The sequence below is a fragment of the Austwickia sp. TVS 96-490-7B genome (assembly GCF_019331795.1).
Lineage (GTDB): Bacteria > Actinomycetota > Actinomycetes > Actinomycetales > Dermatophilaceae > Austwickia.
The window spans coordinates 385469-398445 of record NZ_JAHPZL010000003.1; the positions used below are offsets into that span (position 1 = coordinate 385469).

At 60.2% G+C, this 12977-nt stretch carries 7 protein-coding genes and 2 CRISPR repeat arrays; all 7 genes read left to right on the forward strand.

What is annotated here, in order from left to right:
* Window positions 1-9: 9 nt before the first annotated feature.
* Window positions 10-1146, forward strand: a complete 1137-nt coding sequence (gene cas7e, locus KEM60_RS04335; protein WP_219106267.1) for a type I-E CRISPR-associated protein Cas7/Cse4/CasC — start codon at window positions 10-12, stop codon at window positions 1144-1146.
* Entirely contained in the window at window positions 1143-1871 is a 729-nt protein-coding gene (gene cas5e / locus KEM60_RS04340; RefSeq protein WP_219106268.1) for a type I-E CRISPR-associated protein Cas5/CasD, read from the forward strand. The genes cas7e and cas5e overlap by 4 nt, the downstream gene beginning before the upstream one ends.
* Window positions 1871-2533: a type I-E CRISPR-associated protein Cas6/Cse3/CasE gene (cas6e, locus tag KEM60_RS04345; RefSeq protein ID WP_219106575.1), complete on the forward strand. Its 663-nt coding sequence runs from the start codon at window positions 1871-1873 to the stop codon at window positions 2531-2533. Before cas5e ends, cas6e begins: the two co-directional genes overlap by 1 nt.
* 7 nt (window positions 2534-2540) lie before the next feature.
* Window positions 2541-3491 (forward strand): type I-E CRISPR-associated endonuclease Cas1e, encoded by a 951-nt coding sequence (cas1e, locus tag KEM60_RS04350; RefSeq protein WP_255574223.1) that lies wholly within the window; start codon window positions 2541-2543, stop codon window positions 3489-3491.
* A complete protein-coding gene (gene cas2e / locus KEM60_RS04355; protein ID WP_219106269.1) occupies window positions 3491-3856 on the forward strand; it encodes a type I-E CRISPR-associated endoribonuclease Cas2e in 366 nt (121 codons plus the stop codon). Before cas1e ends, cas2e begins: the two co-directional genes overlap by 1 nt.
* 30 nt (window positions 3857-3886) lie before the next feature.
* Window positions 3887-8917: a CRISPR direct-repeat array (repeat unit 28 nt; unit sequence GTATTCCCCGCACTCGCGGGGATGAACC).
* A gap of 64 nt (window positions 8918-8981) precedes the next feature.
* Window positions 8982-9985: a CRISPR direct-repeat array (repeat unit 28 nt; unit sequence GTATTCCCCGCACCCGCGGGGATGAACC).
* Between the two features lie 1255 nt (window positions 9986-11240).
* Window positions 11241-12038 carry a GNAT family N-acetyltransferase gene (locus KEM60_RS04360; protein WP_219106270.1) on the forward strand — a complete coding sequence of 266 codons (798 nt, stop codon included), beginning with the start codon at window positions 11241-11243 and terminating at the stop codon, window positions 12036-12038.
* Between the two features lie 306 nt (window positions 12039-12344).
* Window positions 12345-12929 (forward strand): GNAT family N-acetyltransferase, encoded by a 585-nt coding sequence (locus tag KEM60_RS04365; RefSeq protein WP_219106271.1) that lies wholly within the window; start codon window positions 12345-12347, stop codon window positions 12927-12929.
* The last annotated feature ends 48 nt before the right edge of the window (window positions 12930-12977 follow it).

A 12977-nucleotide genomic window follows, 5' to 3' on the forward strand; every position in this document is an offset into this window, starting at 1 on the left:
AACATCACTATGGCTTCCACTTTTATCGACATCCACGTCCTACAGTCCGTCCCCCCAAGCAACCTCAACCGTGACGACACCGGCAGCCCGAAGAGCGCTATCTACGGAGGTGTCCAACGGACCCGGGTCAGTAGTCAGGCCTGGAAGCGAGCCACACGTGCCTACTTCGCCGAGCAGGTCGCTTCTGGTGGGGCGGACGTCAGTGATCTGGCGCTTCGCACCAAACGTACTGTCGCCCAGATCGCGGACCGATTGGTTTCGGCACACGGTTTCGCAGAGGAGGTCGCCACGACTCGCGCAGTCGAAGCTCTAGGTCTGTTGGGCTTCGCTCTGGAGAAGGGGCGGGCCAAGAAGGACGGTTCTGCAGAGCAGAACTTGACTGAGTATCTGACGTTTTTTAGCAATGCCCAGTTAGATCAGTTCGCCCAGATCGCAGCGGAGACCGATCCAGGAGCAAAGCTCGACAAGAAGGCTCTGATGTCGGCGGCTCAGGTCCGCAATGGCATTGAAGTGTCTCTCTTCGGACGAATGGTCGCCGATGATAAACAGCTTAACGTCGATGCCGCCTGCCAGGTGGCGCACGCCATTTCAACGCATGCGACGTCGGTGGAACATGACTACTACACGGCAGTGGATGACAAGTCACCTGCAGACAACGCCGGCGCCGGCATGCTGGGGACGGTAGAATACACCTCCGCCACGCTCTACCGTTATGCCACCGTCGCTTTCGATCAACTTGTCAAAAACCTTGGCACCCGGGAAGCTGCATTGACCGCGACAGAGTCTTTCGTCGAGGCATTCGTACGCAGCATGCCGACCGGCAAACAGAACACTTTTGCTAATCACACACCGGTTGATGCTGTGATGGTTCAGGTGCGCACAGCACCGATTAATCTGGTCGGTGCCTTCGAAGAGGCGGTAGTCTCCGAGAGCGGATATGTCGAGCTGTCAGCGAAGGCGCTCGCAACATATGCGAGCGATATTCAGGAGCAATATGCTGGAGCTCCGCTGGCATCCTATATCGTTCGCGTCTCTCCTAAGGCGAGTGCACTGGATTCTCTCGGCACGGTCGTCACCCTCAACAAGCTAAGCGATGCCGTTGTGACTGCAATCCCGGACGCCGCCAAGTCGGGGGACGCCTCGTGACTGTGCTGGCACTCCGGCTTGCCGGGCCGCTGCAATCGTGGGGTGATTCCAGTCGATTCACACAACGTTTGACCCGAAGCGAACCAACAAAGAGCGGTGTCCTCGGCCTGCTGGCTGCAGCGGGGGGCAGACGACGTACGGATCCGATTGAGGACTTGGCTGGGTTGAAGTTCGGCGTCCGGGTGGATCAGCCCGGGCGTATCGTGCGGGATTTTCATACAGCTATTCGCTGGCAGGAGCAAAACCGTAAAGGTGAGTCGCCGTCGATGCCACTGTCATACCGATACTACGTGGCTGATGCAGTTTTTGTTGCCGCAGTCGAGGGAGACCGTGCCCTACTAGAAGGTTTGGCCGAGTCTTTGCGTGCACCAACTTTTCCCCTTTGCCTGGGGCGGCGCTCCTGCCCTGCAACGGGGAAAGTGAGCCTTGGCCTGCACGAGGGGCAGCTTGAACCAGTGCTTCGTGTGCTTGATTGGGAAGCTTCTCACTGGTATCAGCGCGAACAGGGACACACGGTTGACCTGGCTTTATTTCTTGATGCCGCGGCAACGGCTGTATTAGAGGACACTGTCTCCGAGGTAGTCAGGGATGTGCCAGTCTCGTTCGATCCAGAGCGACGAGAATATGGCTGGCGCAATGTGGTACAAGTAGCTCCTGAGCCAAAAAAGAATCCTCTCTGCACCACCACATCCATGGATTTCATGGCAGCCCTAGGGGGCGCATGATGTATCTGACACGATTTCCGATCAACGTCGCTAGGCGTGGGGCGCGACATCTGCTCGTATCCCAGCAACGGATGCATGCTGCTGTCCTAGCTAGTTTCCCTCCTGATGGAGACTTGCCTCGGGCGCTCTGGCGTGTCGACTCGGGCGATCATCGCACCGATCTATTCATCATGAGTCCTAGCCGACCCGATCTGACTCACTTGGTGGAGCAGGCAGGGTGGCCCTCTCTTCCCGATATGACCTGGAATACTGCTGATTACCTGCCATTCCTTGAGCGGTTGGAGGCGGGTCAGCGATGGGCATTCCGATTGACCGCTAATCCGGTTCGGAGCGTTCCCGTTCCAGGTGGGAGCCGAGGCCAGGTCAAAGCTCATGTGGCTGTGGCTCATCAGCAGAAGTGGTTATTAAGTCGCACTGATCAACTCGGTTTTACGGTCCCGAATGGTCCCCATGGTCAGCCACAAGTAGTGGTGAAGGATCGCCGTACTGCCAGATTCGAACGTCGACACGCTGAATCGGGCAGGGATGTCACTGTGGCGATGGCGACATTCGACGGCGTGTTGGATGTGACTGATGCGGGCAGACTCCGGCAGGCTTTGACACATGGGGTGGGGAGGGCCAAATCCTACGGGTGCGGCCTCCTGACGTTGGCTCGATTGTGAGGTAGCGATGATGAAGCCGGTTCCAGGGATGCCGCCGCCTGATCTGGGGCAACTTGTCCGAGCTCAGGACAGAATCAGCTTCATCTATGTGGAACGATGCACCGTTCATCGGGATGGCAATGCAGTGACTGCCACCGATGAGCGGGGCATCGTGCACATCCCTTCTGCGTCGCTTGGAGCCTTATTGCTAGGACCTGGGACCAGAGTGACGCATCAGGCGATGATGCTGCTCGCAGAGAGTGGCTCTACAGCGGTCTGGGTTGGCGAGCGAGGCGTTCGGTATTACGCACATGGACGTGCGTTGGCTCAGTCTTCCCGATTGCTTGAAGCTCAAGCAATCGCTGTCACTAATCAGTCATCGCGATTGAGGGTGGCTAGGGAAATGTATGCTATGAGATTCCCGGATGAGGATGTATCTCAGTTAACGATGCAGCAGTTGCGTGGCCGTGAAGGCGCAAGGGTACGACGCGTCTATCGTGATGCTGCTGCTGAGTACGGAGTGATCTGGGATCGCCGCGATTATCAGCCGGATGATTTTGATGCCTCCGACACGGTGAATCAGGCCCTGTCCGCAGCAACGACATGCCTTTACGGCATCACCCATGCAGTGATTGTCGCGCTTGGCTGCTCACCAGGACTCGGTTTTGTCCACACTGGCAAAGACCGGTCCTTCGTGTTTGACATCGCTGATCTTTACAAGGCAGAAGTCGCTATCCCGATAGCGTTCGAGGTGGCTTCACGAGAACCTGAGGATGTTGGCGGAGAGACACGACGTGCCGTCAGGGACGCCGTACACGAGAGTAAGATCTTGGAGCGCTGTACTCGTGATATCAAAACGCTGCTGCTTCCTGGTGAACAGGATGATATCGTTGAATGGGGCACCGTTGAACTATGGGACGGAGGCGATCGTACTGTGACTGGGGGCACCAATTACGGCGCTGAAGAGGATAATGATTAATGGTAGTGGTGGTGTTAACTGCTTGTCCGGCAGGGCTTCGCGGCTACTTGACGCGTTGGCTCTTGGAGATTAGCCCCGGTATCTTTGTGGGTCATGTGACTTCTCGGGTCCGTGATCTACTCTGGATGCAAGTGGTCGACCTCGCGAAGGATGGAAGAGCGCTGATGGTTCACTCTGTGCGAGGTGAACAACGGCTCGCCTTCCGAGTCCATCGACATGACTGGACACCAACGGATTTCGATGGAATTGAGCTAATGATGCGCCCCACTGAACCCACCATAGGAGCCGGTGGCATGCGGCACGGCTGGAGCAAGGCCAGCCGGTACCGCAAGTCCCAACGAAGCAAAGTGAAGAAAAACGAGTAGACTGCTGCACGAACCTGCAGGTCAGCAAGCGTATTCCCCGCACTCGCGGGGATGAACCCAGCTTCAACGACAAGCGAACCTTTGATCTGTTGTATTCCCCGCACTCGCGGGGATGAACCTCCCATCATGCGGATCGTGCGCTGTCGCAGGTCGTATTCCCCGCACTCGCGGGGATGAACCTTGCTCGGGGTTTTCTTGGGCGTATTTAGCTACGTATTCCCCGCACTCGCGGGGATGAACCGAATGCTCAAGAAGGTTTATCGGATACCGCTAAGTATTCCCCGCACTCGCGGGGATGAACCGTGGCAGACATGGGCACTCCGGTGCGTCGTCGGGTATTCCCCGCACTCGCGGGGATGAACCGTAACGTCGCTAAAACTTGTCCCTAAAGTCGACGTATTCCCCGCACTCGCGGGGATGAACCTAGCTGTTTTGTAGGCTGTCATGCGCTCTCCGAGTATTCCCCGCACTCGCGGGGATGAACCTATGAAGAGCTTGCTGCCCGCATTGGCGGGTCGGTATTCCCCGCACTCGCGGGGATGAACCTCAGAACCATCGCATCCCGAGCCAGACATTTCTGTATTCCCCGCACTCGCGGGGATGAACCGGAGAAACAAAATGATCGATCATCTGCGATCTGGTATTCCCCGCACTCGCGGGGATGAACCGAAAACCCCGAGCAATTCCAACGCTGGACGCTCGTATTCCCCGCACTCGCGGGGATGAACCGGAGATGACATGGTTAGTGACGCAGACCTGGGGGTATTCCCCGCACTCGCGGGGATGAACCGGTTCCTGATGTGGCGGCGTTGTCGTCGACCGCGTATTCCCCGCACTCGCGGGGATGAACCTCTCCCTCGCAGGAACCACCGGAAACGCCGGTGGTATTCCCCGCACTCGCGGGGATGAACCGCTGGAACAGGAACACCACCACCACCTGGTGTCGTATTCCCCGCACTCGCGGGGATGAACCGTGACGCTGGATCGACTCCGGGGAGGATGTCTCGTATTCCCCGCACTCGCGGGGATGAACCCACTAGCACCAGTCGCAGCGACACCAGCAGTCGGTATTCCCCGCACTCGCGGGGATGAACCTACACCGGAAACAAAGCCGCAATTCCAAGTGGCGTATTCCCCGCACTCGCGGGGATGAACCGCATTGCCGCTATCTGGTGGTCACTGCTACCATGTATTCCCCGCACTCGCGGGGATGAACCCGGACGGTGCTACCTAGAGTGGTCCGCACCAGAGTATTCCCCGCACTCGCGGGGATGAACCTCAACAACGACGCCCATGGTTCAATGTCAGGGCGTATTCCCCGCACTCGCGGGGATGAACCCCCATCACACCCACCGCCGGGATGAGGGTGACAGTATTCCCCGCACTCGCGGGGATGAACCGGCAGCCTCAAAATCAAGCTCCCTCTTCCATGCGTATTCCCCGCACTCGCGGGGATGAACCTCACGCATGATCGAAGACCTCATGGCGGCCAAAGTATTCCCCGCACTCGCGGGGATGAACCAACACACCACGGCCCCCGCCACCACAGCGGGGGGTATTCCCCGCACTCGCGGGGATGAACCTGTCTAGCTCGGGATGCGATGGTTCGGATGCGAGTATTCCCCGCACTCGCGGGGATGAACCTGTCTGCTACTCGGTCTGTGCCCTTGAGTGCTGGTATTCCCCGCACTCGCGGGGATGAACCGATGGGGTGGGAGGAGACCATATCCCTCCCACCGTATTCCCCGCACTCGCGGGGATGAACCGTCGTCACCGCATGGGACGACAGCGGACCCACCGTATTCCCCGCACTCGCGGGGATGAACCGCGACGATCTCATCGTCCAGGCACCATCTGACGGTATTCCCCGCACTCGCGGGGATGAACCCGCTATCGCCCTCGTAGACATGATCCGCATCGAGTATTCCCCGCACTCGCGGGGATGAACCCTCATCATCATGTCCACCCGCGGCGACTCCCGCGTATTCCCCGCACTCGCGGGGATGAACCTCTGTCCCAGGGGACCGCAAGGAAACATGGACCGTATTCCCCGCACTCGCGGGGATGAACCGTCGCTGAAATTGCCCCTCCGGTTCGCGTTACTGTATTCCCCGCACTCGCGGGGATGAACCTGCGCCTCGCGTCGATCCAATCATCCATTCTGAGTATTCCCCGCACTCGCGGGGATGAACCTGGTGGGCGCACCGACGAGCTGGAACTTGATTTGTATTCCCCGCACTCGCGGGGATGAACCCGGACGATGTCCTACCTGACCACCGCTGAGGCTGTATTCCCCGCACTCGCGGGGATGAACCCCATCACATGATCACTCAGTACCAGCTGACCACGTATTCCCCGCACTCGCGGGGATGAACCGGTTCTGCTCGACCATGACCACTCACAACCGCTGTATTCCCCGCACTCGCGGGGATGAACCCTGCCAGGCGTCGGCAATCAAGCCTGGTGACAGGTATTCCCCGCACTCGCGGGGATGAACCTGTGGGGAAGATCACAAAAATTCCGGGAAATATGTATTCCCCGCACTCGCGGGGATGAACCTGAGCCCCAGCCCGATCTCTTCGATTGTGTCACGTATTCCCCGCACTCGCGGGGATGAACCGACGAATCCCATTCATTCGCATATCCAGGTACGGTATTCCCCGCACTCGCGGGGATGAACCTATCCCCAACGACAGGAATATCCTTCGTCGTGGGTATTCCCCGCACTCGCGGGGATGAACCTTTTCCGTATAGCGCGTTCAACATGAGTTTAGCGTATTCCCCGCACTCGCGGGGATGAACCCTGGACGGGCAGAAGGGCACGCTGACCGTAACCGTATTCCCCGCACTCGCGGGGATGAACCTGTGACTGGCACGTCTAGCCCGGCTGGCCTGCCGTATTCCCCGCACTCGCGGGGATGAACCGCGGTCAACGCGATTGAGAACTTCACCGACATCGTATTCCCCGCACTCGCGGGGATGAACCGGACGTGGGCGGACCCCCACCACCTCTAACCTCGTATTCCCCGCACTCGCGGGGATGAACCGGAGGCTGTGGCTGACTCGACTCTGGTCTACACGTATTCCCCGCACTCGCGGGGATGAACCCAACGCTGGCATCGCCCGACGCCTGGGAGTCAGGTATTCCCCGCACTCGCGGGGATGAACCGACATTCATCCGAGATATCAACGTCGTGAACTGGTATTCCCCGCACTCGCGGGGATGAACCGACATGGCCGCAACATCAGGGACCTGGACTTTAGTATTCCCCGCACTCGCGGGGATGAACCGGATATGCCGACCGAAGCGGCACGTGAGGACGAGTATTCCCCGCACTCGCGGGGATGAACCTCCCTCCGCCTGCGTGAGGAACATGCGCCCCGAGTATTCCCCGCACTCGCGGGGATGAACCGCCCATTCAACAAAAGACTGAATATCCAACCCTGTATTCCCCGCACTCGCGGGGATGAACCTTTCTATTGCGGTCCTCAAGACAAGATGATTATGTATTCCCCGCACTCGCGGGGATGAACCGGCGCATGGTCAATGTCGCTGAGGCAATCCATAGTATTCCCCGCACTCGCGGGGATGAACCACTCAGCAAGAAGCCGTGGGGGAGCCAAGGAATGTATTCCCCGCACTCGCGGGGATGAACCTCGACACGGTTGGCTCAGGCGGGCCTGGATACGGTATTCCCCGCACTCGCGGGGATGAACCTGGCCCGAATATGTCTTCCGAGTCCACGGCGACGTATTCCCCGCACTCGCGGGGATGAACCGGGCATCACCCTGAAGACCAGCGACGTATCGGTGTATTCCCCGCACTCGCGGGGATGAACCTATCCCGCCTAGACTTGATGGCCTCTGCGCTCTGTATTCCCCGCACTCGCGGGGATGAACCCCGGTGATGATATTCGTCCATCAACTGAGTTGCGTATTCCCCGCACTCGCGGGGATGAACCGATTGACCAGTCGTGATTCCTGCGCTGCCGTCAGTATTCCCCGCACTCGCGGGGATGAACCGTCTGACGCGGATAACACGTCAGACAACACGTCGTATTCCCCGCACTCGCGGGGATGAACCCCGCCGTACCGGCGCCCAGCTGGACACGGGCACGTATTCCCCGCACTCGCGGGGATGAACCGTGGGGGCGGCATGGCTCGTCGAGCAATTTGATGTATTCCCCGCACCCGCGGGGATGAACCGTGTTTTTGGTGTCGTCTTTCTGATCGTCCTCGGTATTCCCCGCACCCGCGGGGATGAACCGAACCAGGTCAACCCCGTGGTCGCGTCTCGACAGTATTCCCCGCACCCGCGGGGATGAACCCGACGGATAACACTAATCGAGCATCCCATGTATGTATTCCCCGCACCCGCGGGGATGAACCCCCCCCTCTCCCACGGAGGGGGGTTAACGCGTTAGTATTCCCCGCACCCGCGGGGATGAACCGGCAGTGATGGATACCTCCGTGTGCTAGTCGATGTATTCCCCGCACCCGCGGGGATGAACCACGGCAGGTCGCAGAGCTGGAGGAGTGCTCAGGGTATTCCCCGCACCCGCGGGGGTGAACCTTGTCGGTTGCCACCGGCGCGGGGTGGTTCCCGGTATTCCCCGCACCCGCGGGGATGAACCTGGCACCAAAATTAATCCTCGGCCGTGGCTCGTGTATTCCCCGCACCCGCGGGGATGAACCGGGTGTCCGGCGTGTTGACCGAAGGCCCCGTGTGTATTCCCCGCACCCGCGGGGATGAACCGTGCCCGCTGCCGGGCAGCCGGTCCCCCAGCTGGTATTCCCCGCACCCGCGGGGATGAACCCAGAATTGCCGCACCTACACCAAGAGCAATAATGTATTCCCCGCACCCGCGGGGATGAACCAGAAGCTGAAACGCTGTGGTGGGTCATGGAGAGGTATTCCCCGCACCCGCGGGGATGAACCGCTGTGCTGTTCTGCGCCGCCATGAGCGCCGCCGTATTCCCCGCACCCGCGGGGATGAACCGCAGGATCCCGACTGACGTGGTCTTGCCGGTCTGTATTCCCCGCACCCGCGGGGATGAACCTCGGTACAGGGTGCCGGTGCCGATCTGAACCTCGGTACAGGGTGCCGGTGCCGATCTGGTCGACGTATTCCCCGCACCCGCGGGGATGAACCGGTCACCGCAACGACGGCGTACATCGACCCGAGGTATTCCCCGCACCCGCGGGGATGAACCGGGTGGGCCCGTGCACATTCCCACCTCCCCAGGGTATTCCCCGCACCCGCGGGGATGAACCGCAGGATCCCGACTGACGTGGTCTTGCCGGTCTGTATTCCCCGCACCCGCGGGGATGAACCTCGGTACAGGGTGCCGGTGCCGATCTGGTCGACGTATTCCCCGCACCCGCGGGGATGAACCGGTCACCGCAACGACGGCGTACATCGACCCGAGGTATTCCCCGCACCCGCGGGGATGAACCGCTGTGCTGTTCTGCGCCGCCATGAGCGCCGCCGTATTCCCCGCACCCGCGGGGATGAACCTACCTGTCACATCGCAGGTCAGACGGTACGAACGTATTCCCCGCACCCGCGGGGATGAACCGTTGTTTTACACACGACCAACGGACTACCCCCGGTATTCCCCGCACCCGCGGGGATGAACCGCTAGCTGCCGCCCAGAAAGCGGCGCTGCGTGCGTATTCCCCGCACCCGCGGGGATGAACCGGTGTACTGCCGCGGTGCCCGACTGGTGGTGCCGTATTCCCCGCACTCGCGGGGATGAACCGGGGGGCTTCAGGTGTAGCGAACACGGTCGGTCGTATTCCCCGCACTCGCGGGGATGAACCCGGCGCGATCCACGAGGCCGACGGCTGCCATGTGTATTCCCCGCACTCGCGGGGATGAACCCACCCACCGTCGACCATGACCGCCGCACCATCGGTATTCCCCGCACCCGCGGGGATGAACCATGTCCTCAACGCTGCACAAAGAATGTACGCATGTATTCCCCGCACACGGGGGGATGAACCATGTGCATGCATCGCGCGCGCCCCAGGCGAGAAGTATTCCCCGCACCCGCGGGGATGAACCCGCTGGAATGTCAGCACCCGGCACGTCCCGCCCGTATTCCCCGCACTCGCCGGGTTGAACCGGTATCGGTCGAATTGCACATCGAGATAGAAACGTATTGAGGGTTATCCAGCATCCTGCATTGCCTACCCTCCACCAGAAACCCGCAAGCCCTGCAAGTCACCGCGACATACTTTTGGACCGGCGGCGCTCAAGATGACGTGGCCGAGACGTTCGGTGTGTCCCAGCCGATTATCAGCTGTGTCATCGGTGCAGTCACCGCAGCGTTGTGGTCCCCACTGTCCCAGTGCCGCCCGCTACCTGAAGACCGCACCGCCGATGCCTAATACGTCATCGACGGAAACCCTGTTGCGCTGCTAGTCATGGCGGTCCCATCCGCAGCTGTCTTCAGGCAAGCACCAGACCACCGGAGAGAACATCCAGATCTTCCTCATGCTGAACGGAGCCCTTGCCAGTGGCAACGATTCGGCGGACGATACGCGCCTCGCTATGTCAAGCTCTGACCGGACTCCACCTCCTCAACAGTCTCGACCTCTCACAATGGATTGGTGACAGTGGCTACATAGGCGCTGGCATCCACCCCCAGCCGTCAACCCATCTACCGGGACCTCGCAGGAACAGAAAAGCACCACCACTACGACCCATAAAGTTCGCTGGACCGTTAGACGAAGCCTCACGCATACCTAGGACAGACAAATCCTCACGCATAACTACCGTAGACCCTAACGGTATTCGCCAGCGATCATTATCGCGGCGCCAGGGCTATATTGTGATTCACAAGCTTGATGAATAAGCCTTATATCTGACAAATATACTTGCCACTCCAGGGTGGCATGAAGGGATGGGCATGGGAGTGCGCGTACCGGAAGATCCCGACGTCACGTACGGAGCATCTTATGCCATCGGTCTTTCTCAAATCTGTTTTATAGCTTTAGGTTCAGCGGTTGCCTTGAGTGACATCCTGGAGAATGTTGCGATTCGCAATTTCTCCGTACCGCCGATTGTCATACTCTCCCTGATTTCACTTTTACTAGCATGTAGATCCAAGGGGATCGGGGCAATTATTGTTGGTTCAATAATGTTTTCACTAAGCCTTATTTTTTATGTTGGCATAGTGAGCGGCAGGATGTCCTCATGAGCCATGCTTACGCTCACCCTCTTTCAAGAAATTTGGCATACCGAATGATCTTCAGACCTTCTGCGGTCGTAGCAAACACAGCCGCGGAGAGCACAGGTCCCGCTAGCTAATGTTGGGCCATGGAAAGTCCACGTCACGCCGATATTTCACATATAAAAATCACTGAAATGCCAACTTGATGACACGTGAGCGATCTCATCCTGGCGCCTCAACATCGCTAGAACTCCTTCTTCTGGATGGATCCATCCAAATCCAGCAGTCGGGGTGCTTCATCGTCACGTCACCACAGAACCCGCTATATCACTGGGGCAATTCCGTCCAGGTCACCGACGGTGACATCGATGATGCTGCACACTGGATTGACGTCTTCACTGGTGCTTTTCCGCACGCACGTTGGCTCTCCATTGGCCTTCCGCGGCAGCCGCAGATCGATGCTTATCAATCTCGCGGAATTCGCGTGGATATGGAAGAATCCCTGACATGTCGTAACTCCCTGGAGTCTCGTCCCGCTCCCCCCGGATACACCATCCGCTCTCTCAGCAGTGCCAGCGACTGGGATCAGATGCTCACCGCATCATTACGGGAGGCGAAGGAAGATCCGTCAGGTGATCCCACCCTTCATCACTATTTTTTGCAGCTGGAATTCGCCTCACGGGTCAGGCTGCACCGAGCAGGAATCCTGACCTGGTGGGGCGCTTTCGACGCTAGTGGGACTCTCTGCGCTGATCTTGGTATCGCTTTGATGGGCGCTCAGGCTCGTTTCCAGGCGGTGCGCACTCATCCGCGCCATCGGCGGCGCGGCCTTGCCGGGCACCTCCTGGGTGTGGCTGGGTCGTGGGCGCAGGCTCACGGTGTCACTGAACTGGTCATTGTCGCTGACCCTGGCTCACCGGCCAGTCGTCTTTATCGCTCTTTAGGGTTCGCCCATGCTGCCGACGAATGCGCGGCGTACCGCCCGCCCAGCTTCACTCAGTGACACGTCAGGACAACGCCGCTCAGCGCTGGCGATAAATCCGTTGTGCGATTCATGGGCCACCTCGTACCGTCGGATCACACAGGAAAGGAGGTGATCCGAGAAGTGATGAACTCTTGGATGCGTGAGGTGGTCGGCCGCTAGGTCGCCCGCACCCTGACAACCATCAGGACGGGTGACCGGTGATGTCGCACCGACCACTGCGGTCCGTGGGGGCGCGCCTCGTCCAGCGCGCGTCCCGTCGTTCTCCGGATGAGGGGTACGACGGGAACCCACGGGCCGCACCCTCCCCTCGACCGAAGGAACCCCATGCCGCTGAGCTTCGCCCCCGACGCCGTCGAACTGGTCGACCCCGACCCCTGCTGGCATGCCTCCTGGTGGGAGTCGGCGCAGGAGTTCGAGGCCGCCGGTGACCACCAGCACGGCTCAGGCCTGATCCCCGATGACGAGAGCGACGCTGACTGCAAGGGCGAGCCCTGGCGGCCCGCTCAGATGGGCGACCCGGGACGCTTCGCGGCGTTCTGCGCCGACATGCGCGCCCGCGCCGACCGCGCCGTGGCCGAGCAGCTGGGATACGTGCCCGACAGCAAGCTGTTCATCGTGGCAGGCGAGACGTTCCTGGGGTCGTTGTCGCTGCGGCACGAGCTCAACGACTGGCTGCGCCGCGAGGGCGGCCACATCGGCTATTCGGTGCGTCCGTCCGCGCGCCGCCGCGGCGTCGCGGCCCGCGCGCTGCGCCTCGGTCTGGACCGGGCCCGGGACCTCGGCATCGACCGGGCCCTGGCGACCTGCGAGGACGACAACATCGCCTCCGCGGCGACGATTCTGCGCAACGGCGGCGTCCTGGAGGACGTCACCGACGGCAAGCGCCGCTACTGGATCGACCTGCGCTAGCCTGCGCAGGTCGATCAGCCCAGCCCTACCGTCAGCCAGTGCTGCCGG

Coding starts and splice junctions, on each gene's coding strand:
- cas6e (WP_219106575.1), top strand. CDS start 1,871: ATGTATCTGACACGATTTCCGATCAACGTCGCTAGGCGTGGGGCGCGA.
- cas1e (WP_255574223.1), top strand. CDS start 2,541: ATGATGAAGCCGGTTCCAGGGATGCCGCCGCCTGATCTGGGGCAACTT.
- cas7e (WP_219106267.1), top strand. CDS start 10: ATGGCTTCCACTTTTATCGACATCCACGTCCTACAGTCCGTCCCCCCA.
- KEM60_RS04360 (WP_219106270.1), top strand. CDS start 11,241: ATGACACGTGAGCGATCTCATCCTGGCGCCTCAACATCGCTAGAACTC.
- KEM60_RS04365 (WP_219106271.1), top strand. CDS start 12,345: ATGCCGCTGAGCTTCGCCCCCGACGCCGTCGAACTGGTCGACCCCGAC.
- cas2e (WP_219106269.1), top strand. CDS start 3,491: ATGGTAGTGGTGGTGTTAACTGCTTGTCCGGCAGGGCTTCGCGGCTAC.